Source organism: Streptomyces sp. NPDC060064, assembly GCF_042736455.1.
Taxonomy (GTDB): Bacteria; Actinomycetota; Actinomycetes; order Streptomycetales; family Streptomycetaceae; genus Streptomyces.
Genome location: NZ_JBHWWF010000012.1, coordinates 136347 through 157543 on the forward strand (window position 1 = coordinate 136347; position 21197 = coordinate 157543).

Below are 21197 nucleotides of genomic sequence, written 5' to 3' on the forward strand. Positions count from 1 at the left end.
GGGACGAACGGGATCACGCCGGCACGAGGAACGGGCCGCTGGTCCGGCAGGCGGGGTTGGCTCCCATCCCCACCACGGCTCCCTCTCCGTACGGCAGGGCGCGGATGTGTGAGCCCGCGTATCCGTCGGGAGTCAGAAACACGTCCCAGGCGGCCATCCAGTCCTCGGTGCGGCCGGTCTCGGGGGAAACCACGGGCTCGCGCCGCGGCACCACCCGCTCCTGGGCGATGAAGCCGCGGCCCGCGGTCTCGTCGAGCACCTGGCGCCATTCGAGGTCGGTGAGCTCCCAGCCGACGTGAATGCCGGAGCCGGCGAAGTCCGCACGGGGTTTCACGATCAGCTGCTCCCGGTGCTCGCGGCAGTGCTCGACCAGCGCGGGGGTCAGCTCCCGGGTCCATGGCAGCACCCGGTCGACCAGGTCCTGCTCCGCGGCGGTGAACGCCTCCCGGCCGCGTTCGTCGGACAGCAGCGCGAGGCAGCCCTTGTTGGCGTACAGCGAGCTCTGGAAGGTGGTGAACAGCACCACCCGGCCCTCCTCGTGGGCGCGCAGGATCGGCTCGATCGCCTCCTCGCCGCCGGGGGTCCGGACGGTCTGTGCCGCGGAGAAGTAGCGCAGCACCACATCGACGGGGGTGCCGTCGAGGAGCAGTCGGCCGTCCTGCTCACGGATCTGGCTGACCTCGCCGACCCGCAGGTCGATCCCCAGGCGCTGCATCATCTCCTGGAAGGAGCGGACCAGATGCAGGTACGGGGCGAGGCCGCCGTCCCCTTCGACGAGCGCGACGACGGGGTCCGCCCCACCGGTCAGCGGGGCTGCGGCGGTGCGCAGGGCGGCGGCGATCCGCTCGCCGGTGTGCACGTAGGTCAGCCGCTGTTCCTCGGCGAAGTCCCGGAAGTCCGGGACGTCGAGGAGGGCCCTCTGGATCTCTGCCCGGTCGGCTCCGCCGAGTTCGCTGCCGACGTTGAACTCCAGCAGCTTGAAGGAGGTGCCGTCGTGATAGATGTCGGCGCGGCCGTACGGGACGGGCTCGCCGCCCGAGAAGCGGCACATCAGGGCGGCCTGCCGCTCCGGTATTCCCAGGGCCTTGCAGTACGCGTCGAGGTCGCCGCCGAAGAGGCGGTCCGGGAGCTGGGTGAGGAGGTCGAAGACCGATCGTATGTCGGCGGCGAAGCCGCGCATCTGCGGCTCGTCGATGAAGAACGGCCGGGGCAGCAGCCGGTGGCCGCAGGACTCGTGGAACAGCGGCGGGAACTCGGCGCGGGCCATCGCGTGGAGCAGCCCGGTCTTCCCGTTCAGGCACTGCTGGTTGTAGGTCTCGGTGACGCGCTCGGACATGACACGTCCCCCCTTCGGGCTTGGGCGGTCTGGGTGGAGTGCGGTGCGGTGCCGTGCGGTGCTGATGCGGTGCGGTCTATTCGGAGGGCAGTTCGCGCATCGTGCGCAGCGGGGAGAGGAACACCGGCAGCCAGGCGACGGCCAGGCCCACGGCCCCGGTCCCCAGGGCGGCACGTACGGAGACGTACTCGCCGATGAGCGCGGCGAGCGCCGCGCCGATCGCCAGCGCCCCGGTGAACAGGAAGCGCATGGTGGCGTTCATCCGGCCCAGCAGCGCGTCCGGGGTGACGCGCTGGCGGAAGCTGACCATCAGCACGTTGTCGACGCCCATGCGGATCGTGACCAGCAGCCAGCAGCCGGCCGTGAGCCAGAGCCACCCGCCACGGTCCACCAACAGCGGTACGGCCAGCGCGAAGGGGGCGGTGGACAGACCGAGGATCCAGGGCGCCCGGCCGGCGCCGAGGCGCTCTCCCACCCGGCGGGCCGCGAGCGCGCCCAGGAAGACACCGACGCCGCCGACGGAGAGAAAGAGGCCGACGGTCCACACCGAGAGGTCCAGTTCGTCGCGGAACAGCACCGGGATCATCGTGGTGATGGCGAAGACGGAGAGATTGGTGCAGGCCCCGGCCAGTGCGACCGGCCGCAGTACGACATGGCCGAAGACGAACCGGACACCTTCCCCGATCTCCGAGGCGAGGTTCTTCCGTATGTGGGACGGCTTGTCCTGCTGCTTGCGGATCCGGGTCAGGCAGAGCGCGGAGCACAGGAAGCCGAACGCGTTGGCGAGCACGGCGACCGGGGCGGTGAGGGCCCCCACCAGGAAGCCGCCGCCGCCCCTGCCGCCCACCTGGAGTGCCGCGTCCCAGGCGCCCAGCTGCGCGTTCGCCTGGACCAGCCGGTCCCGGCCGACGAGGTGGGGGAGATAGCTCTGGGCCCCGACGTCGAAGAAGACGGTGGCGCAGCCGGACAGCAGCACCACCGCGTAGAGCTGCTCGATGGTGAGCAGGTCCAGCCAGGCGGCGGCGGGCACGGAGGCGAGCAGCGCGGTACGCACCAGGTCGGTGAAGATCATGACCCGGCGGTAGCGCATCCGGTCCACCCAGGCCCCGGCCGGCAGCCCGATGAGGAGGAAGGCGACGGTGGACAGCATGCCCAGCAGGCCGACCTGGCCCGGTGACGCGTCGAGTGCCTCGATGGCCACCAGGGGCAGGGCGATGTAGCCGATGTGCGTGCCGACCTTGCTGACCACGGCCGCCGCGAACAGCATCCGGAAGTCGTGGTCGCGCAGGAGCGGCACGGTCTCGGTGCTGTCGGAGGCTTCCGCGTCCGCGCTGTCGGCGGCCGCCGCGTCCTTGCTGTCGGCGGTCTCCGCGTCGTCGCTGCCGGTCTTCCTCGGTGTGGTCATCAGGCGTCCCGCGCTCCGTCCGCGGCCGGGGCGGTGTGGAAGCGGAGGATCTCGTCGACCTCGGCGCAGCGGCGCGCGGCGTCCGGCGTGTCCTTGCCGGTAGCGATGACGTATCCCATGGCCCGGTCCCAGCCGGCCCGGATCGCGGGCACGGTGTCGCCCACGTTCATCTGCAGCAGCACACCCGTGTCGGCGCCGGAGAGCTCCACCAGCCCCGGCACTCCGGGCAGCTTCGTACCGACCGGCGCCTGCCGCACCTCGATGCCGGACTCCGTCAGCCGCTCGATCCCGTCGAAGCCGGTGATCACGCCGGGCTCGGGCGCGAAGAAGCGGATGTGGCCGGCGCCCACCGCCTGGGGCGCGTGCTCGGGCAGTTCCTCGATGGAGAGCGGGACGGACAGGAACATCCGGGAGAAGTCCAGTCCGTAGGCGCGCCGCAGGATGGAGGGGGTGCCGCCGCCGCCCATGCGGCTGTGGGACTCCAGCATGCGCGGGCCGTCCGGGGTGAGGATGAACTCGGTGTGGGTGGGGCCTTCCTGGAGACCGACCTCGTTGAGCAGGGCGACGGTCTGCGCGTGCAGCTCGCCGGTCCACTCGGCGCCGTACGCCCCGGGGATGGAGTGCTCCATTTCCACCAGGTACTCGTCCAGCACCGAGGTCATCAGGGCGACCGGCAGATGGCGGCCGCCGAAGGAGAACGCCTCGACGCTGATGACCGGGCCGTCGAGGAACTCCTCGGCGAGCGCCCTGGGGTAGCCGGCGGCGCTGAGCGCGTCCCAGGCAGCCGTCGCCGCCTCCTTGTCGTCCAGGATGTGCACATCGGCGCTGGCGGTGCCGTCGACGGGCTTGACGACGATCCGGCCGCCGATGGTCTCCAGGAAGGCGGTGAGGGACTCCGCGCTCTCGACGACCTGGTACCGGACCGGGCTGACGCCGGCCCGGGCGAGCGCCTCGCGGGTGAGCACCTTGTCGTACAGGGCGCGTACCGCGGCCACGCTGTTGCCCGGCAGACCGAGTTCCTCGACGACGACGGCGGTGGGGACGGCCCCGGCCTCGCTGGTGGTGAGCACCCGCTCGAAGGGGCGCTCCTCGTGCAGCGGGCGCAGTACGTCCAGCAACGCGCCGGCGTCGGACAGGTCGGCGTGGACGATGCGCTCGCAGTGGTCCTGCAGCATCTCCTCGTACATGCCGGGCATATGGACCAGCACCACGTCGAGGTCGAGATCCTTCGCCGACATCACCGAGTGGGAGTGCCCGCCGACGACGGCGATACGGCGCCTGGTGCTGGTGGGGCTGGTCATTCGGTCTCCAGTCGAAGGGTGGTGGTCATCTCCCGGAAGGCCGGGTCGAGTTCGTCCTCGGTGTCCACGGTGAAGATGAGGTGACCGTGGCCCTGGAAGGTCTGCGGCGGTACGAGCAGCTGGTCGCCCGGCGTCTTGTAGATCTGCACCTCGTCGACGCGCGGGTCGGCACTCACCTCGTCGAGGCCGACGGCGCCGGTGAACGTGCCCGCCCTGTCGGGGAAGATGTTCCAGAAGCCGACCGGGGTGGCCCGCTCCTTGGGCTCGATGCGCGGCGCCCGCCCCCTCGCGAGGTCCAGCACCGCCTCGACCATGTCGACGCCGGTGGAGAGCAGGACGGACCGGTAGATGGGGCCGCCGCCCATCCGGGCCGCGGCCTCCAGCACCACCGGTTCGGCGTCACCGCGCAGCCGGAACTCCACATGGGTGGCGCCGGTGGTGATGCCCAGCGCGCGGTGTACGGCCACGGTGGCCTCCTCGACCGCCCGCACTGTGGCTTCCGGGAGCCGGGTCGGGGTGCAGGCGTACACCTCTTCGAAGGTGGGCCCGGTGGGCAGCGGCTTGTCGTGGATGGCGAGAGTGCGGGTGGTGCCGTCGTGGACGAGCGACTCGACGCATATCTCGGCGCCGGGCACGAACTCCTCCAGCAGCAGACCGCCTTCGTACTCCTGGTGCGCGGCGCTGTGCAGCGGGTCGTAGGTGAAGCCGTCCCAGGCGCCCTTGAGGAAGAACTCGAAGTGCTCGTCGAGCTCGTCCTGGTTGTCGACGCTGCGTACGAACATGCTGCCGGTGCCCAGCACCGGCTTCATCACCAGCGGGAAGCCGGTGTGGCGGGCGATCTCACGGGCCTCGTCGAGGGAGTGCGCGATGCCGTAGCGGGGCTGCGGTACGCCGCCGGCCGCGAACGCCTCGCGCATGACCCATTTGTCGCGGGCCAGCCGCGCGGTCTGCTCGCTCACCGAGACCAGCCCGAACTCGGCCGCCACCCGGGCGGCCGAGGGCACGGGCGCCTCGGCGAAGGTGACCACCGCGGAGAACGCCTCGCTCTCCTCGGCCGCGAGGGCCTTCACCGCCGCCAGCGTCTCGTCGATGCTGCTGGTGTCGGCGATGACGACCCGGTCGACGTACTCCGCCTCCCACTCGGGGTCCTTCATCACCAGCAGCAGACGCTCACCGTGCTCGTGGGCGTACTGCTGGGCCCTGGCCAGATGACGGCGGCGGCTGAGGTTCTTCTTGTGGAGTACGAGGATGCTCATGGCGGTGGTCTTCTGCCTTCCGGTCAGGTCAGCTGGGACAGGCGCGCGAACTGGTCGTCGGTGAGCTCGATCTCGGCGGCGCGCATGTTCTCCTCCAGGTGGGCGATGGAGGAGGTGCCCGGGATCGGGATCACCACGGGCGAGCGGCGCAGCAGCCAGGCGAGCGCCACCTGGGCGGGGGTGGCGCCGAGCTCCCGGGCGATACCGGCGACCGGGCTGCCGGGGGCGGCGTGCTCGCCGCGTGCGATGGGCAGCCACGGGATGAAGGCGATGTTCTCCCGGGTGCAGTAGTCGAGTACGGCCTCGTGCGAACGGTCGGTCAGGTTGAACATGTTCTGCACGCTGACCACGTCGAAGTAGGCCTTTGCCTCCTCGATCTGCTCGACGGTGACCTCGGAGAGGCCGAGGTGGCGGACCTTGCCCTCCTTCTGCAGCTGGGCGAGGGCGGCGAACTGGTCGGCGGCCGGCACCTGCGGGTCGATCCGGTGCAGCTGGAAGAGGTCGATGCGCTCCACGCGCAGCCACCGCAGGCTCAACTCGCACTGCTGGCGCAGGTATTCGGGACGGCCGAGCGGCTTCCACTCGCGCCGGGACGGCCGGCTCTGGCCCGCCTTGGTGGCGATGACCAGGCCGTCCTGGTAGGGGTGGAGAGCCTCGGCGAGCTGCATCTCGTTGGTTGCCGGGCCGTAGGCGTCGGCGGTGTCGATGAACTCGACACCCAGCTCGACCGCCCGGCGGGCGACCTTGAGCGCGCCCTCGGGATCGTCGGGCAGGCCCCAGTTGCCGTCGCCGGTGAGCCGCATGGCTCCGAAGCCGAGACGGTGGACAGGGAGGTCGCCGCCGAGGGCGAAGGTGGCCGGCTGGTCACTCATGGTGTGTCTCCGTTCGTGGTGCTGGTGGTGAGGAGCAGCTTCCCGGTGGAGGCGCGGCTCTCCAGGGCCCTGTGGGCCTCCCCGGCCCGCTCCAGCGGGAAACTGCCGCCGATGTGTAGGTCGATCCGGCCGTCGGCGACGAGTCCGAAGACGTCGGCGGCCCGGTGAGCCAGTTCACCAGCAGTGGCAATGTGGTGGTCGAGATTCGGCCGTGTGACGAACACCGAACCCGCGGCGTTGAGCCGCTGCAGGTCCACCGGCGGCACCCGGCCGCCGGCCTGGCCGAAGACCGCCAGGGTGCCGCGGGGCCGCAGTGAGTCCAGACTCGCGTCGAAGGTGGGGGCGCCCACCCCGTCGTACACCGCGGCGACCCCCTCTCCGTCCGTCAGCTCCCGTACGGCCGCGGCGATGTCGTCCTGGCCGTGCCGCAGGACCTGCCAGGCGCCGGCCGCGCGGGCGGCCTTCTCCTTCTCGGCGGTGGAGACGGTGCCGATCACCCGGCCGCCGCGCAGCCGCGCCAGCTGGGTGAGCAGCAGCCCCATCCCACCTGCGGCCGCGTGCACGAGCACGGTGTCGCCGGGGCGCACGGGGTAGGTGTCGTGGGTCAGGTAGTGGGCGGTCATGCCCTGCAGCAGCACCGCGGCCGCGGAGCGGCAGGTGAGGTCGTCCGGGACGGGCACGGCCCGGTGGGCGGGGATCACTGCGAGTTCGGCGTAGCCGCCGGGCTGGTTGGCCCACGCGACCCGGTCGCCGAGCCGGTGGCGGCAGGCAGCTTCGTCCGTCTCCGGTCCGAGTGCGATGACGACGCCCGCCGCTTCGGCGCCCGGGACGAACGGCAGTGGACCGGGGTAGGCGCCCGACCGCCGGTAGACGTCGATGAAGTTGACGCCGGCCGCCTCGACCGCGACCAGCAGCTCCCCGGCGGCCGGACGCGGGTCTGCCACCTCCTCGGCGCGCAACACCTCGGGCGCGCCGAACTCCCGTACCAGCACGGCCTTCACGACAGCGGAACCTCCGTGATCCACTCGGCGAAACGGTCGTCCTCGCCGCGCATCAGCCGGCCGTACGTCTGGGAGAGCCTGCGGGTCACCGGGCCGGGCGTGCCGTCGGAGACCGTCAGCCCGTCGATGGTGGTGACGGGCAGGATCTCCCACGCCGTCCCCATGAAGAAGATCTCGTCGGCGAGATACAGCTCGCTGCGGTCCACCTCGCGCTCCTCGACCGGCAGGCCGAGACCGCGCAGCAGGACGAGCGCGGTGTCCCGGGTGATGCCCGGCAGGACGCCGCTGCTGAGTGAGGGGGTGGCGACGACTCCGTCGCGTACCAGGGCGAGGCAGGCGCCCGCGCCTTCGCTGACCTTGTGCCGCTCGTTGAGCATGACCGGCCAGTCGTGGCCGTTCTCCCTGGCCTCCATCATCGCGAGCCGGCCGTTGTGGTAGTTCGAGAACGCCTTGGCGCGCGGTGGCATCGAGGACTCGCCGACCCGCAGCCAGGAGCTGACTGCGGCGCGGCAGCCACGCTCGGTGTCCAGGGCGCTGCGGAACGGCCAGGAGTCGACGATCACTTCGCAGACCGCGTCGGCCGGGACCATCTGCTCCCTGATGATGCCGCCGGGGAAGGCCCAGGGCCGCAGATAGGCGTCCTGCCGGTAGCCGTTGACGGTGAGCAGTTCCACGACGGCCCGGTGCAGTTCCGCCGCGGAGTACGGCAGGGAGAGGCGGCAGAGCCGGGCGGAGTCGGCTAGCCGGCGCAGATGGTCGTCGAGCCGGAAGACCAGCAGCCGCTGGCCGTCGGCGGCGAGGTAGGCCTTGATGCCTTCGAAGACGGCGGCGACCGAGGCATGGCCGACCGCGTTGACATGAACGGCGGCCTGCTCCCAGGGCACGAGCTCGCCGGAGCGCCAGATCCACTCGGGGTTCGAGGCGTCCGGGCTGGCCAGGGCCTCCAGTGCGGCTGCGGTGGTCATACGGCGGGTGTCCCTTCGGTGCGGACGCCGTCCGCCTGCGGGTCGTAACGGGTCGGGTCGGGGCCGGTCACGTCGTAGTGGCTCGGGTCGTAGTCGTTCAGGTCGTAGTGGCTCGGGTCGTAGTCGATCAGCGAGGGCAGTACGGCGTCGGCATGGACGAGCTCCGCCGGATCACCGACCGCGTTGGGCACGGCGACACAGCGCACTCCTGCGGCGCGGGCGGCCCGTACCCCGATCGCCGAGTCCTCGAATGCCTCGGCCCGGGCGGGCGGGCAGCCGAGGCGGCTCAACGCCAGTTCGTACAGGTCCGGGTGCGGCTTGTGGCGGTCCGTCAGATCGCCCGTCACCAGGAACGCGAAGCGGTCCCGCACCCCGAGCCGGTCCAGATGCGGAGCCACCCAGGCGTGCGGCGCACTGGAGACCACGACGGCCGGCACCCCGCCGTCCCGGGCGGCGTCGAGCAGTTCGCGTACCCCCGGCCGCAGCGGCTCGCTCCGGCACAGGTCCAGCTTGCGCTGCTTCCGGCGGGCCACCAGGGCAGGCGTGTCCCCACCGCCGATCAGGTCCGCGAGATGGCCGGCGGCGAGCCGTTCGCCGTCGGCGCGGCCCACCATGGAACGCCACAGCCCGTCCGGGAACTCCAGGCCGCACTCGGCGTAGATCTCCCGCCAGGCGCGGTGTCCCGCGCTCTCGGTGTCGCAGATCAGGCCGTCGAAGTCGAGGAGTACGGCGCCGGGTGCCGCGGCCGCCGTCACTGGGCCGCCCCTGCGGGTGCCCTGTCGCGTGCGGTGGCCGGCACCGGGCCGAGGACCTTGTCCGCGTACTCGTTGGAGAACACCCCGGCCGGGTCGAGCAGCGTCCGTATCCGCTGGAAGTCCTTCCAGCGCGGATAGCGCGGCGCGAGCACTTCGGCGGTCGCCGTGTGCGCCTTGCCCCAGTGCGGGCGGGCCTCGTACTCGCGCAGCACATGTTCGGCGGCGCGCAGAATCTCGATCTGGCCCGCGGTCCGCGGCACGGTGACGTTGACATAGCCGGTGTCGCGGCCGTGCGCGAGGCTGAGCGGCAGGTCGTCGCCCGCACTGACCCGTACCAGTACCGAGTACGGGGAGTACGCGCCCAGCCTGCGCAGCACGGGCCGCAGGGCGCGCAGCGCGTCGGCGGTGCGCGCCAGCGGCAGTGCGTGCTCCATGGCGAGGAACCGCACCGGCTGCGGGAAGGTGAAGACCCGGTGGCTCGTGTCGATGTACGGGGAGTCGGGCCACAGGCCGCCGACGCGGCTGGTGAGCCAGGGCACCGTGCCCGCGCCGCCGACCCGGCCGGCCTGCCCGGTGATCCCGCAGCGCACCTCGTCGAGAGTGGACGCATAACGGCGCAACGGGGCCCGGGGGGTGGCCGGTTCGTCGGTGCGATCGATGGAGCGCACGCTCACCCGGTCGGTCCAGGGCAGCCAGTTGAGGCTGGGGTGCTCGCTCTGCCCCGCCCAGTGTGTGAAGCGCTCGAGCAGCGCGTCCAGCGGCTCGGAGTGCAGCCGCAGCCGGAGGTTGAACGCGGGCACACAGCGCAGTGTGACGGTGGTGAGTACGCCGAGGGTGCCCAGCGCGGTCCGTACGCTCCCCCACAGGTCGGGGTCGTCACCCGGGCCGACGTCCCGGGCGACGCCGTCGGCGGTGACCAGCCGGACCCGGGTGACCTGGCCGGACAGCGGCGGATGGGCCAGTCCGGTGCCGTGGTTGCCGGTGGACAGGGCGCCCGCGACGGTCTGCTCGGCGAGAGTGCCGATGTTCTCCAGCGCCAGTCCCTGGCGGTCGAGTTCCCTGCAGAGGACGCCGATCGGGGTGCCGGCGCGGACCGTGACCTCCCCGGCCGCGCGGTCCACGGCGACGACCCCGGAGTACGAGGTGAGGTCGAGCAGCACGCCGGGCGTGGTCGCCAGGCGGTTGAACGAATGGCCGGTACCGGCCGCCCGCACGGTCAGTCCGCTGCCTGCGGCGGCCCGTACCGCCTGGACGATCTCGTCCTCGCCGGTGGGGCGGACGAGCTGCGCGGGAGCGCAGCCGACCGTGCCGGACCAGGTGCGCCAGGTGGATCGCTGCACCGTATTCCTCTCCTCGGACTCTGGTCTGCTCGGACTCTGGTCTGCTCGGACTCTGATCTGCTCGGACTCTGATCTGCTCGGACTGATCTGCTCGAACTCCGGGTCAGTGCCGGGCGCAGAACCGTTCCAGGGCGTCCCGCCAGTGCGGCAGGGTCAGCCCCAGGGCGGCCAGCCGTTCGGTGGACAGCGACGAGTCGCGCGGCCGGCCGCCGACGAAGCCGCATTCCGCCATGGTCAGCGGCTTCGGTTCGGGCATGTCGGGGCGCAGTTCGCGCATGGCCAGGCCGACGTCGTACCAGCTGGCCGTACCCGCGTTGGCGACATGGACGGTGCCGGCCACCGGCTCGGGACGGGTGAGCAGGAACACCAGCGCCCGCGCCAGGTCCCCGGTGTACGTCGGCAGGCTGTACTGGTCCGCGACCAGCGCGGCCGGCTCACCGGCGGCGGCCAGCCGCAGTGCGGCCAGCACCACGTCCACCCGCTCGTCCGCCCCGCCGAACAGCCAGGAGGTGCGTACGGACAGCGCCCGGTCGCCCAGCAGGCCACAGATGCGCTCGCCGGCCAGCTTGGTCAGCCCGTACACACTCAGCGGGCTGGGCAGGTCGGTCTCCCGGTAGCCGCCGTCCGGCGGGGCGGCCCCGTCGAAGACGTAGTCGCTGGAGATGTGGACCAGCCGGCTGCCGGCACGCCGGCACGCGTCGGCCACATTGCGCACGCCCGCGATGTTGACACGCAGCGCCAGCCCGGGGTCCCGCTCGCAGTCGTCGACGACGGCGTGCGCGGCGGTGTGGACGACGACATCGGGACGGAACTCCCCGATGGAGCGGCCGACCGCTGCCGCGTCCGCGATGTCGAAGTCCTTGACCGAGACGCCGTGCACGTCCCAGCCGCCGGTCGCCGGGTCGGCGGCCAGGGCGGCGGCCAGGGCGGTGCCCAGCATGCCGTCCGCCCCGGTCAGATACAGCCGCGTGGGGGCACCCATCACAGGTGACCGAACTCTTCGAGCAGTTCCAGCACGGTCGCGCCGGAGGAGATCTTCTCCCGGATGGTGCGCTCCTTGCCGATGTTGAGGCGGGTGCCCTCCAGTACGTCCTCGGCGAGCGCGGGCGGGACGACTGCGATGCCGTTCTCGTCCGCGACGAGGATGTCGCCGGGGTTGATGACCTGGCCGCCGACCACGACGGGGACGTTGACCTGGACCGGCTCGGTGCGGTCGTGCACGGCGGTCGGCGAGGGCCGCGGAACGGTGGAGCGGTACCAGAGCGGGAAGTCCAGGTCGCGGATCTCGTCGACGTCACGCACGGCGCCGTCGACGATGCCCGCGCCGATCCCGGCCTTCAGGGAGAGGGTGGACATCAGCCCGCCCCACATGGCGGTGAGCGGGGTGCCGTGGCAGGCGACGACGACGATGTCGCCGGGCTGGGCGCGGGCAAGTACCGGCATGCAGTCGACGAGGTCGTCGATGGAGAGGTTCACGGTGAGGGCGGGGCCGACGACCTTGTGCTCGTGGCGCACGGTTTGGAAGCCGCCGATCGCGCCGACGCGGCGGCGGGCGTCGGTCACGAGGCAGCTGGGGCTGTACTCGTCCAGGACCGCGCGGAAGGCGTCCACGATCTCCTTGGGCGGCCGTACGAGGTCGTTGTAGACGGTTTCCATCAGTACGTACTCCTGTTCAGCGCGGATTTCGGCGCGGATCGGCGCGTCTCAGCGGGTGTCAGCCGGTGTCAGCGGGTGTCGTTACGGAGTGCGGCGGCGAGCGCCGCGGCGTCCAGGCCGTGCGCGGCGAGTGCCTCCGACTCGGTGCCGCAGCGGGGAACCTCGGTGAGGCCGATCCCGTGGAAGCGGGGAGTCGCGGCCAGGCCCAGCTCCAGCAGGGCGCGGGCGAGAGTGTCTGCCTGCCCGCCCTGCGTGTAGTGGTTCTCGACGACGGTCAATGTGTCGGCCCCGGAGGCCAGTTCGGCGAGCCACTCGGGGTCGACCCGGTTGAGCCAGGGGAGCTCGACCACCGTCAGCTCGATGCCGTCGGCGGTCAACAGTTCGGCCGCGTACAGCAGCTGCGCGAGGACGACAGGTCCCGAGCCGACGGCGACGGTGCGCCCGCCCTCCCGTATCACCCGGCCGTGGCCGGCCCGAAGCGGCACCGCGGGCAGTGCGTCGACCTCGCTGCGTACGGGCGCGCTGACCATTCGCAGGTAGACGCTCTCCTCGGCGGTGGCGCAGAACTCGACGGCGGCCCGGACCCCGGCCGCGTTGGCCGGCTCCAGGACCAGCAGGTCCGGTACGGCGCCGAGGGCGCTGATGTCCCGTACCGCCTGGTGGGAGTGGCCGGGTGCGGCCGGGAGCAGACCGGCGAGGGAGCCGGTGTAGACGACCCTGCGGCCCTCGGTCGCGTTGTTGTAGATCTGTTCGTTGGGCCGCGAGTGCAGGAAGCAGGAGAAGGAGTGGACGAAGGGCAGCTGCCCGCCCGCGGCGAGGCCGCCCGCCGCCGACACCATGTCCTGCTCGGCGATCCCGAATTCGAAGAAGCGGTCCGGGAATTCCTCGGAGAAGGGGATGAGTCCGGTGTCCAGGACCAGGTCGGCGTCGAGCGCGACGACCCGCACGTCCCGGCGTGCCAGCTCCACCAACGCCTCGCCGTACACCTGCGGCAGCCGCTTCGCGGCCACCTCGACAGCCGGGACGGGACCGGGGACCACGTCCTCGACCCGCAGCGGCCCGAGGCCGTGGCGGTCCAGCAGCTCGGTCGCTGTGGCGCTCAGTTGGGCGTATGCGGAACGGTGGTCCTCGGCGGAGGGCGCACCGCTGTGGAAGCGGTACATCCACTCGCCGTCCCGCAGGGACGTGGTGGCGGCGAACGTCTCGCAGCCGGCGCCCTTGACCGTATCGGCGATGATCACCGCCGGCCCGTCGGGGAAGCTCTCCGCACGCTTGCGGAAGACGGCCTCCAGCTCGAGCGGGTCATTGCCGTCGCAGCGCAGCGTCCCCCAGCCGAAGGAGCGGAACTTCGCCTCCAGGTCGCCGAGATCACTGACGTCGGCCACCCAGGTGTCGGACTGGATCTTGTTGTGGTCGACGACGACGGTGAGTTCGCGCATCCCGTGTCGTACGGCTCCGGCGAGCGCCTCCCAGTTCTGGCCCTCCTGGAGCTCGCCGTCGCCGGTCAGCACGTAGATGCGGCGGTCCCGGCCGTGCAGCCGGTCGGCGAGGATCAGGCCCTTGGCCTTGGAGATGCCCATACCGAGGGAGCCGGTGTTGAAGGGCATGTGCGGGGTGTGCACATCGGGGTGTCCGGGCAGCCCGTCGATCCGGCGCAGCCCGTGCACCAGATTCTCGTCGAGTGCGCCGAGGCCGATGAGCGCCGCGTACAGACCGGGTGCGTCATGGCCCTTGGAGGAGAAGTAGACGTCACCGTCGTCCTCGAACGGCCGCCGCATCTCGTGGACATGGAGGTGCGTGACGATATCGGCGGCACTGAAACTGGAGCCCAGGTGCCCGGACCCGGCCCGCATGATCATGTAGAGGGTGTTGATCCGGCTGAGTGCGCTCACAGCACGCGAGCCGTCGTACGGATCGGAGATCCCCTCCCGTACGCGGGCGAACTCGGCCGCCGGCACCCAGTGCAGGGTGGTGGTCATGGCTGACTCCGTTGGTCGTGGGTGGTCACCAGCACACGAACCCGCCGTCGACGACGAGTTCGGTCCCGGTGACGTACCGGCTCATGTCGGAGGCGAGGAACAGCAGTGGCCCGACGAGGTCGTCCTCGGTGGCCATCCGTCGCAGCGGGACGCGGGCGGTGAACTTCTCGCGGAACTGCGGGTCCTGCCCGCCCAGTACGCCGCCGGGCGACAAGGTGTTGACCCGGACCCCGGACGGCCCCCAGAAGGTGGCCAGATAGCGGGTCAGAGCGGCGACTCCGGCCTTGGACATGCCGTAGGCGGGCGGCTTGAGGAACGGCGGATCCAGCTCGATGTGGTCGTAGAAGCGCGGGTCCGGCGCCACGCTTCCGTACAGCGAACCGATGTTGATCACCGAGCCGCGCCCGCGCCGGGCCATTTCCGTGCCGAACACCTGGCAGGTGCGCAGCACCCCCGCCGCGTTGACGTCCAGAACAGCGCTGGAGAGCTCCTCCGGGATGTCCTCGAACAGCCAGCTGCCCGATGCGGCGGACGGCGGCTGGTCGATGCCCGCGTTGTTGACGAGGATGCTGGGCGGGCCGTGCCGGGCGAGGCACTCGTCGAGGGCACGCTGGACGCTGCTCCGGTCGGTGACGTCCCCGTAGTGGAAGGCGAACCGGCCGGCTCCCTCCTCCTGGCTGTGCTCGGTGAACTCCTTGAGCACCTCTTCTTCGGGTTCGACCCGGTCGAACCCGAAGACATCGGAACCCGCCTGCAGAAACGCCTTGGTCCACACCCTGCCGAGCTTGCCGCCCACCCCGGCGACCACAGCGGTTCTGCCGGTCAGGTCGGACAGCACGGCGTCAGCCCGCCCGTCCTACGCCGGCGGCCGTGTCGGCTCTGTCGAGCAGTTCGGGCGCGAAGGCACCGTCGGCCGACAGCGGTTCGCGCAGCGTGCGGCCCAGCACCTCGTCGAGCCGGTACGGCTTCATGCCGTCGCCCGGTGACCTGGCGATGACGTCCTCGGCGGTGACCGTGTGGCCGGCCGGCAGATCGCGGACCGCCACGAGCTTCTTGCCCATTTTGCGCACGGCCGGGGCCTCGCGCTCGCTGCACATCTTCTCCGGCGAACCGAGCGTCCGGCGCGTGCGCTCCAGGGACGCGGTCAGATCGGCCAGCAGTGGCGGGTCGAGCGAGAAGTGGTGGTCGCTGCCGGGACGGGTCTGGTCGAGGGTGAAGTGCTTCTCGATCACCCTGGCGCCGACGGCGTACGCCAGGCAGCTCGCCTCGTTGCCCAGATCGTGGCCGGAGAAGCCGACCACCACGTCGGGGAACTCCCGCCGGTAGGTCTCGATCACCGACAGATGCAGATCCTCGGCGCCGGCCGGGTAGACGGCGGTGCACTGGAGCAGCGCAAGCCGGTCGTTGATCGGCAGGATCGTGTCCACGGCCCGCCTGACCTCGTCCATCGTCCCACCGCCGGTGGAGACGACCAGTGCCTTGCCGGTCTTGGCGGCATAGGCGAGAAGCGGGGTGTTGGTGAGGTCCGCGGAGGCGATCTTGATCGCCGGGAGATCGATTTCCATCAGGAAATCCACAGACGGCATGTCGAATGCGGTCGAGAAGAAATCGATGCCCAGCTCCTGGGCCAGCTTGGCGAGGTGCAGATACTCGTCGCGCCCGAACTCCAGAAATTCACGGTGTGCGCCATAAGTGGCGCCGTAGCTGTTGCGGCCGGTGTACGGCTGGTTGTACATCTCGCGCGTGAACAACACCTTGTTGTCGCGCTTCTGAAGTTTCGCTGCCGACGCTCCGGCCGCTGCAGCCAGCCGGAAGAGCTCTTCCGCTTTCTCCAGGCTGCCTTCGTGGTTGTGCCCGATCTCGGCGATGACGTACGCCTCGGTGTCATCGGCTATTCGGCGGTCTGATATCTCAAGTTCGCGCATACCTGTGCCGTCTTCCTTCCAATTCCGGATTACTCGACGACATTCCGCGGGCCCGAGCGCAACTCTGCCATCGGCGAGGCCACGACAAAAGGAATACAGGCGGTATAGCGCTGTCCTAAGATGGCCAGTCCACTAGTGGACTCGGACGGAACGGGCATATGGCGACATCAAACCGGCAAAATGCTCCCAAACTGGACGCTTCCTGTGTAGCCGCGTACGACCACGCAGTACGGCGGGGCGTCTTCACCGACAGCGACATCGCCGAGCAACTCTCGTGCGATGCAGCCGAGGCCGTGCGCATTCGTACCGTACTGACCCAGATGAGACTGCTGATCTTCCCCGGCACGGACCAGCCGCCGGTCCCCGCCAACCCGGAAGTGGCCGAAGCCGAACTCTCCGCCCATCTGGAGGCCGGCATCAGCGAACGCCGCGAGCAACTCGCCCAGATCCACCGGCAGATGCGGTCGATCGCCCCGATCTACGTCAAGTACCGGCAGCTCCATCAGAGCGCACCCACCGTGCGGCTGGTCGAGGACCCGGCGGAAGTGCGACGCGAACTGGCCGCCGCCACCCGCAGCTGCACCAGTGAGGCGTTCACCATTCAGCCCGGTGGTGGACGCAGCCCCGAGGCGCTCAACGAGGCCGTCGCCCGTGACACGGCGATGCTGGAACGGGGCGTGACCATGCGGATCCTCTACCAGCACACCGCACGCGCCAACCTGGCCACCCGTACCTACACCCGCAAGGTCACCGACCTGGGAGCCGAGGTGCGCACGGCCGAGGAGATCTACGAGCGGTTAATCATCTTCGACCGGTCGACGGCCTTCGTTCCACAGGAGCGGGTGGGCGGTCGCCCGCCGGGGGCCGCGATCGTGACGGATGAGACCACCGTCGGCCATTTATGGCGTATGCACGACAAGATGTGGCTCTCCGCCAGTCCCTACGACCCGCGCGATGTCGAATACACCAGTACCTCGGAAGAGATCAAGACGTCCATACTGCGGCTGATGGCGACCGGGCTCAAGGACGACGTCATCGCCCGCAAGCTGGGCATGGCGACCCGCACCTGCCGCCGCTACATGGCGGGCATCATGGATGAACTCGGCGCCACCAGCCGTTTCCAGGCCGGGGTACGGGCCGCAGCGCAGGGCCTGGTCAAGCCGGAACCCAGCCCGCAGATGGACAGCGGGGCTGCCGACTCCAACTGATCCGGACCCGCCTTCCTCCCGAAACGAGCGGGTGGCCGCCGGCGAAACCGGCGGCCACACGTGTCTTCAGACCTCGGCGGTCAGATCTCGGCGCTCGGACCTCTTGCGCTCATTGCTCAGACCTCAGCGCTCAGCGCTCAGCGCTCATGGCAGCAACAGCAGCTTCCCGATGGTGGCGCGGTCCTCCAGGAGACGGTGTGCCTCCGCCGCCCGCTCCAGCGGCAGCTCCCGCGAGACCAGCGGCCGGATCGCGCCCGCCGCGAGCAGGGCGAAGACCTGCGCCGCGCGGGCCCGCAGCGCGTCGCTGTCCGGCACATGGTCGCCGAGCGTCGGCCGCGTCACATACAGAGATCCGCCGGAGCGCAGCAGCCCCGTGTCGAGCGGGGGTACCGGCCCGCTGGACGCCCCGCACAGCACGAGCATCCCGCGCCGCCCCAGCGCACGCAGACTGTCCTCGAACGTGGCCGCGCCCACGGAGTCGTAGACGACCTGCGCGCCCGCGCCACCGGTGAGCTCGCGCACCCGCTCGCCGAAGCCCTCGTAGCGCAGGGCGTGCCGGGCTCCCGACTCCAGGGCCGCTTTCTCCTTCTCCGCACCGGACACCACCGCGACCACCGTCGCACCGCGGTGCGCCGCCAGCTGCACCAGCAGTCGGCCGAGGCCGCCCGCGGCGGCCAGCACCACGACCGTCTCGCCCGCGCCGACCGGGTGGGTGTCATGGGTCAGATAGTGGGCGGCCAGGCCCTGCAGCAGCACGGCGGCGGCATCGCGCGCCACAACCCCGTCGGGCACCGGGACCAGTTTGCCCGCGGGCACCGCCGCGGTCCGGGCGTAGGCGCCGCGGTGGGTCGCGTAGGCCACGGTGTCGCCCGGCGCGAAGCCGGTGACACCCTCGCCGGTCTCCATGACCGTGCCGGCGGCCTCCTGCCCGGGGATGAAAGGGAGTTCGCTGGGGTAACTGCCGTCGCGGTAGTACACGTCGATGAAGTTGACGCCCACCGCGTCGTTGCGCACCAGGACCTGGCCGGGCTCAGGGACGGGCGGCGCCGGCTCCTCGGGCACGAGCTGCTCGGGTCCTCCCGGCCGGTGTACTCGGACGGCTTTCATGGGGTCCTCCCAAGGGCTTGTCACGCGGCTTCGCTCCGGTACTCCCGGAAGTCTCACCGAACAACAGCGGAAAGTAGTTGATGTCACCGGTGAGTTCGGCCAGCAGCGAGCCGATCGCGGGCGCCGCGCCCGGACCGGCGCGCAGCTGCTCGCGATGGCGGCGCAGGCTGCGTCCGGAGAGCGGCAGCCGGCCGGCCGAGAGGTAGCGGATCGCTCCCGAGGCGTCCCGTCGGGGAATCACCTCGGACCGGGCGTGCTTGCTGGCGCTGAAGGGGATGTCCAGCCGGCCGTCGGCGAAGGCCTCGATCACCGCGGCCTTCGTGTCGGGCCGTTCGAGGACGGGCTCCACAATCTCCGCCACCTCCGCCAGGATCCAGCCCAGTTCCTCGGCAGTCTCCTCCTCGTTCGGCGCGACAAAGCCGAGCAGCGGGGAATTGGCGCGCTGGGCCAGCCGGATGCCTGCCGCGTTCGCCGCGGCGTCCGGGATGCCGTACGCCTCCTGGTAGGTCTTGGTGAGCAGTTTGGACGCGCCCCCGAGCCTGGCGACCAGCGCCCCGTAGAAGATCAGGTCCTCGGCGTTGCCCCGCTCCTTGGGGAAAACTCCCATGAACTCATGGAGTACGGCGTGGACGTCCACGCCGTCGGGCAGATAGCGCTCGGCCAGCAGCGGAATCGCCCGCAGCGCGGCGACGTCCTGGGCGAGCTGTCCGCCCTGGGGGTACGCCATCGAGATGCACCGCACCCCGGCCCGCGCGGCGAAGACTGCCTCGAGCACGCTGATGGCGAGACTGACGGAGGGCGGCACCAGCACCGCGGTGAGGGTGCCGAACAGCTCCCGGTCGACGACGACCCCGAGCTCCGCGAGATCGCCGCAGCGCCGGTCCACCACATCCCAGGCGGCGAGCGAATCGGCGAGCGGGACGTCCTTGGAGTAGGGCAGGTTGTACGAGATGCCACCGCCCTCGAACGAGGTGATGCCGGCGGCCACCGCCACCTCGAACATCAGCCGTGCGTCGGGGGAACCGTGCCGGATCTGCAGCGGCGGGGCCACCGACTCGTTGAGCTCCCGGCCGCGCTGCCAGCCGTGTGCCACCAGTGGATAGCCGTTGAGTTCGCGCGGGCTGAGATGGGCGAGCCGGCGGGCCCGCTCGAAGTTGCCCAGCCGGGTGTGGGAGTCGATGGTGATGGTGAGCAGATCGGGGGCGCCCTCCGCGGCCAGCTCCGTCAGCAGCTCGCGCATGGCGTCGTGGCTGCCGACCCCGCAGCGGGGCTGCACCGCCAGGCGGCCGGACTCCCGGGCCCGGGACAGTACGTCGGCTGCGGACTCCTTGCCCAGCGACCGGATGTAGCCGACCGACTCCGCGAGGGGCGGCAGCCGTGCTCCGTCGATCATGACGCGGCGCGCGACCGGGCGGCTGCGTCGGCGGCAGACCTTCGCTCGTCACGCAACCGGTCGAGTACGTCGGGGAGTTCGGAGGGGTCATCGAGGATGTGGTCCACTCCGAGCGCGTACAGCCTGTCCAGCGCGGCGGTCTCCTTGTGGCTGCCCACCGAGAGGTTCCCGCCGAGCACGACCGGGCAGGCGATGGCGCCGGACTTCTTGGCCGCCGGCAGGTCCCGCAGATCCTCCTGGGCATGACCGTTGAGACTGCCGATGATCACCGCCTCGGCCTCCGGGTGCTCGGCGCAGGCGGCCGCGAACTCACTCACGGGGGTGCAGGTACCCAGGTTGATCACCTGGAAGCCGATACTGCGCAGGGAGTGGGCGATGAGATGGTTGGCCACGGCGTGCGCGTCACTGGCGGCGACGCCGAGGATGACCGACCGTCGCTCCTGGTTCTGATCGTGCTGGTGCACCGGCTGCTCCGTCATGGTGATCCGTTCCTGATGGCTGATGCCGGCCCGTCAGTCGTCGAACGCGGCGAAGAGTTCCCGCTTGCTCACCGAGGCGATGCGCCCGGCGTCGTACTCCTCCGGGTCCGCCACGGCGATCGAGTCGAAGACCCTGTTGATCGCCGGGACGAGCCCCCAGACGTGCTCGTACGCGGGCCATCCGTGGTGCCCCGTCTCCAGGTCGCGCTGCCGGGCGAAGAGGTAGTCGTGCCATTCCCTGCTCGCCGGATACCGATGGTGGTAGTCGTGCACGACGGTGTCACCGGTGAGCACCAGGTAGCGGGCAGGGGCGTGCACGAAGAGCATCCGCACCGTCCACCGGCACCACGCGCCGGCCCCCTGCCGCGCGGGTGCGGCCTCGCCGATGAATATGGCGTTGGTCAGGCTCGCGAAGTACTCCCGGCCACGCCGCACTTCGGTGCCGACCGGGGGGAAGGTGTGCTTCACGCAGAGCCGCAGGATGTTGCTCATCTGGAACAGCGGAATCAGCGGCACGCACCACACGACCAGGAAGGCGGGCCAGGTGCCCGTGACGGCGGTGGCGACGGTCAGGCCTCCGTACAGCACTCCCGCCGTGGCCTTCTCGGCCGACGCCGAGGCGCTCCAGAAGGACCGCGCCCGTGCCACCGCGAACTGGAGGTGGAAGAGCGGCGAGAACATCCTGCCCAGCACCCGCCGCCACATCGCCTCCCGCGTCATCCCCGGCGTCAGGCCCAGGCTGATCAGGAAGGCCTGCACGGTGGGGTCGCGGAGCGTCATGTGGTGCGCGGCGTGGTGGTCGGCCACATGCTCGCGGCTGTAGCGCTCGAAGTTCTGGATCACCAGCACGGAGGAGACGGCCCGGCCGATGACAAGGTCGGCGGTGCGGCGGCGGTACATATTGCGGTGCGAACACTGGTGGAAGATCATCATGCGCAGATTGCGCATACCGTGCAGCGTGACGGCCCAGCCGGCCGGCAGCAGGAGCAGCCACCAGCCCGCCAGCGTCCAGGCCGCGGCGGAGAGGGCGGCACCGGCCGCCATCGCCCCCGCGGCGGCGATCAGGTGGTAGCTGGGAGTCCACCCGGGCGATTTCTGGCCAATAATTGGTTTTCCAGTGAACAATGTCAGCCGGTGCTGCAGAAATCCGGGCAGGACCCGCATCGTTTCCCGGGGGTCCATTCCCCCGTAGTTCTCGTCGGTTCGCTCCGACCGTGGT

General features: G+C 70.8%; 19 protein-coding genes. 1 reads left to right on the top strand and 18 read right to left on the bottom strand.

Annotation, left to right across the window (positions count from 1 at the left end; all coding sequences use genetic code 11):
• Nucleotides 1-13: 13 nt before the first annotated feature.
• The 14 genes from ACFWDI_RS16755 to ACFWDI_RS16820 form a co-directional block, all read right to left on the bottom strand.
• Complete coding sequence (locus ACFWDI_RS16755) at nt 14-1336, bottom strand: hypothetical protein (RefSeq protein ID WP_385304625.1); 1323 nt, start codon at nt 1334-1336, stop codon at nt 14-16.
• Nucleotides 1337-1412: 76 nt separating this feature from the next.
• A complete protein-coding gene (locus ACFWDI_RS16760; RefSeq protein WP_385304628.1) occupies nt 1413-2741 on the bottom strand; it encodes an MFS transporter in 1329 nt (442 codons plus the stop codon).
• Nucleotides 2741-4042 (bottom strand): ATP-grasp domain-containing protein, encoded by a 1302-nt coding sequence (locus tag ACFWDI_RS16765; RefSeq protein ID WP_385304630.1) that lies wholly within the window; start codon nt 4040-4042, stop codon nt 2741-2743. Before ACFWDI_RS16765 ends, ACFWDI_RS16760 begins: the two co-directional genes overlap by 1 nt.
• A complete protein-coding gene (locus ACFWDI_RS16770) occupies nt 4039-5298 on the bottom strand; it encodes an ATP-grasp domain-containing protein (protein WP_385304632.1) in 1260 nt (419 codons plus the stop codon). The genes ACFWDI_RS16765 and ACFWDI_RS16770 overlap by 4 nt, the downstream gene beginning before the upstream one ends.
• A 23-nt stretch (nt 5299-5321) precedes the next feature.
• The gene (locus tag ACFWDI_RS16775) at nt 5322-6170 is read right to left on the bottom strand and encodes an aldo/keto reductase (protein ID WP_385304635.1); all 849 of its coding nucleotides are present in this window, start codon (nt 6168-6170) and stop codon (nt 5322-5324) included.
• On the bottom strand, nt 6167-7171 hold the full coding sequence (locus tag ACFWDI_RS16780; RefSeq protein WP_385304637.1) for a quinone oxidoreductase family protein: 1005 nt from the start codon (nt 7169-7171) through the stop codon (nt 6167-6169). Before ACFWDI_RS16780 ends, ACFWDI_RS16775 begins: the two co-directional genes overlap by 4 nt.
• On the bottom strand, nt 7168-8136 hold the full coding sequence (ilvE, locus tag ACFWDI_RS16785; protein WP_385304639.1) for a branched-chain-amino-acid transaminase: 969 nt from the start codon (nt 8134-8136) through the stop codon (nt 7168-7170). Before ilvE ends, ACFWDI_RS16780 begins: the two co-directional genes overlap by 4 nt.
• A complete protein-coding gene (locus tag ACFWDI_RS16790) occupies nt 8133-8891 on the bottom strand; it encodes an HAD family hydrolase (RefSeq protein ID WP_385304641.1) in 759 nt (252 codons plus the stop codon). Before ACFWDI_RS16790 ends, ilvE begins: the two co-directional genes overlap by 4 nt.
• Entirely contained in the window at nt 8888-10231 is a 1344-nt protein-coding gene (locus tag ACFWDI_RS16795) for a D-arabinono-1,4-lactone oxidase (RefSeq protein ID WP_385304642.1), read from the bottom strand. The genes ACFWDI_RS16790 and ACFWDI_RS16795 overlap by 4 nt, the downstream gene beginning before the upstream one ends.
• Nucleotides 10232-10334: 103 nt before the next feature.
• Nucleotides 10335-11213 carry a dTDP-4-dehydrorhamnose reductase gene (gene rfbD, locus ACFWDI_RS16800; RefSeq protein ID WP_385304643.1) on the bottom strand — a complete coding sequence of 293 codons (879 nt, stop codon included), beginning with the start codon at nt 11211-11213 and terminating at the stop codon, nt 10335-10337.
• Nucleotides 11213-11887 (bottom strand): RraA family protein, encoded by a 675-nt coding sequence (locus ACFWDI_RS16805; RefSeq protein ID WP_327324796.1) that lies wholly within the window; start codon nt 11885-11887, stop codon nt 11213-11215. Before ACFWDI_RS16805 ends, rfbD begins: the two co-directional genes overlap by 1 nt.
• A 68-nt stretch (nt 11888-11955) precedes the next feature.
• The gene (locus ACFWDI_RS16810; RefSeq protein ID WP_385304644.1) at nt 11956-13866 is read right to left on the bottom strand and encodes a transketolase C-terminal domain-containing protein; all 1911 of its coding nucleotides are present in this window, start codon (nt 13864-13866) and stop codon (nt 11956-11958) included.
• Between the two features lie 25 nt (nt 13867-13891).
• Entirely contained in the window at nt 13892-14704 is an 813-nt protein-coding gene (locus ACFWDI_RS16815; RefSeq protein ID WP_362677389.1) for an SDR family oxidoreductase, read from the bottom strand.
• Between the two features lie 4 nt (nt 14705-14708).
• Entirely contained in the window at nt 14709-15791 is a 1083-nt protein-coding gene (locus tag ACFWDI_RS16820; RefSeq protein WP_385304646.1) for an N-acetylneuraminate synthase family protein, read from the bottom strand.
• 158 nt (nt 15792-15949) lie between these two features.
• Here ACFWDI_RS16820 and ACFWDI_RS16825 point away from each other — a divergent pair, with 158 nt between their 5' ends.
• Nucleotides 15950-16999: a LuxR C-terminal-related transcriptional regulator gene (locus ACFWDI_RS16825; RefSeq protein ID WP_385304648.1), complete on the top strand. Its 1050-nt coding sequence runs from the start codon at nt 15950-15952 to the stop codon at nt 16997-16999.
• A 144-nt stretch (nt 17000-17143) separates the two neighbouring features.
• Here the strand turns inward: ACFWDI_RS16825 and ACFWDI_RS16830 are convergent, their stop codons facing one another.
• Genes ACFWDI_RS16830 through ACFWDI_RS16845 form a run of 4 tightly spaced genes read right to left on the bottom strand, consistent with a single transcriptional unit; the run spans nt 17144 to nt 21160 of the window.
• A complete protein-coding gene (locus ACFWDI_RS16830) occupies nt 17144-18061 on the bottom strand; it encodes a quinone oxidoreductase family protein (RefSeq protein WP_385304649.1) in 918 nt (305 codons plus the stop codon).
• Complete coding sequence (locus ACFWDI_RS16835) at nt 18030-19499, bottom strand: methylaspartate mutase (RefSeq protein WP_385304652.1); 1470 nt, start codon at nt 19497-19499, stop codon at nt 18030-18032. Before ACFWDI_RS16835 ends, ACFWDI_RS16830 begins: the two co-directional genes overlap by 32 nt.
• A complete protein-coding gene (locus tag ACFWDI_RS16840) occupies nt 19496-19978 on the bottom strand; it encodes a cobalamin-dependent protein (RefSeq protein ID WP_362677379.1) in 483 nt (160 codons plus the stop codon). The genes ACFWDI_RS16835 and ACFWDI_RS16840 overlap by 4 nt, the downstream gene beginning before the upstream one ends.
• Nucleotides 19979-20011: 33 nt before the next feature.
• The gene (locus tag ACFWDI_RS16845; RefSeq protein WP_385304653.1) at nt 20012-21160 is read right to left on the bottom strand and encodes a stearoyl-CoA 9-desaturase; all 1149 of its coding nucleotides are present in this window, start codon (nt 21158-21160) and stop codon (nt 20012-20014) included.
• Between the last annotated feature and the right edge of the window lie 37 nt (nt 21161-21197).

Excerpts from the sequence above, each read along its gene's own strand:
- ACFWDI_RS16755 (WP_385304625.1), bottom strand. The coding sequence starts at position 1,336 with ATGTCCGAGCGCGTCACCGAGACCTACAACCAGCAGTGCCTGAACGGG.
- ACFWDI_RS16760 (WP_385304628.1), bottom strand. The coding sequence starts at position 2,741 with ATGACCACACCGAGGAAGACCGGCAGCGACGACGCGGAGACCGCCGAC.
- ACFWDI_RS16765 (WP_385304630.1), bottom strand. The coding sequence starts at position 4,042 with ATGACCAGCCCCACCAGCACCAGGCGCCGTATCGCCGTCGTCGGCGGG.
- ACFWDI_RS16770 (WP_385304632.1), bottom strand. The coding sequence starts at position 5,298 with ATGAGCATCCTCGTACTCCACAAGAAGAACCTCAGCCGCCGCCGTCAT.
- ACFWDI_RS16775 (WP_385304635.1), bottom strand. The coding sequence starts at position 6,170 with ATGAGTGACCAGCCGGCCACCTTCGCCCTCGGCGGCGACCTCCCTGTC.
- ilvE (WP_385304639.1), bottom strand. The coding sequence starts at position 8,136 with ATGACCACCGCAGCCGCACTGGAGGCCCTGGCCAGCCCGGACGCCTCG.
- rfbD (WP_385304643.1), bottom strand. The coding sequence starts at position 11,213 with ATGGGTGCCCCCACGCGGCTGTATCTGACCGGGGCGGACGGCATGCTG.
- ACFWDI_RS16805 (WP_327324796.1), bottom strand. The coding sequence starts at position 11,887 with ATGGAAACCGTCTACAACGACCTCGTACGGCCGCCCAAGGAGATCGTG.
- ACFWDI_RS16810 (WP_385304644.1), bottom strand. The coding sequence starts at position 13,866 with ATGACCACCACCCTGCACTGGGTGCCGGCGGCCGAGTTCGCCCGCGTA.
- ACFWDI_RS16820 (WP_385304646.1), bottom strand. The coding sequence starts at position 15,791 with ATGCGCGAACTTGAGATATCAGACCGCCGAATAGCCGATGACACCGAG.
- ACFWDI_RS16825 (WP_385304648.1), top strand. The coding sequence starts at position 15,950 with ATGGCGACATCAAACCGGCAAAATGCTCCCAAACTGGACGCTTCCTGT.
- ACFWDI_RS16835 (WP_385304652.1), bottom strand. The coding sequence starts at position 19,499 with ATGATCGACGGAGCACGGCTGCCGCCCCTCGCGGAGTCGGTCGGCTAC.
- ACFWDI_RS16840 (WP_362677379.1), bottom strand. The coding sequence starts at position 19,978 with ATGACGGAGCAGCCGGTGCACCAGCACGATCAGAACCAGGAGCGACGG.
- ACFWDI_RS16845 (WP_385304653.1), bottom strand. The coding sequence starts at position 21,160 with ATGGACCCCCGGGAAACGATGCGGGTCCTGCCCGGATTTCTGCAGCAC.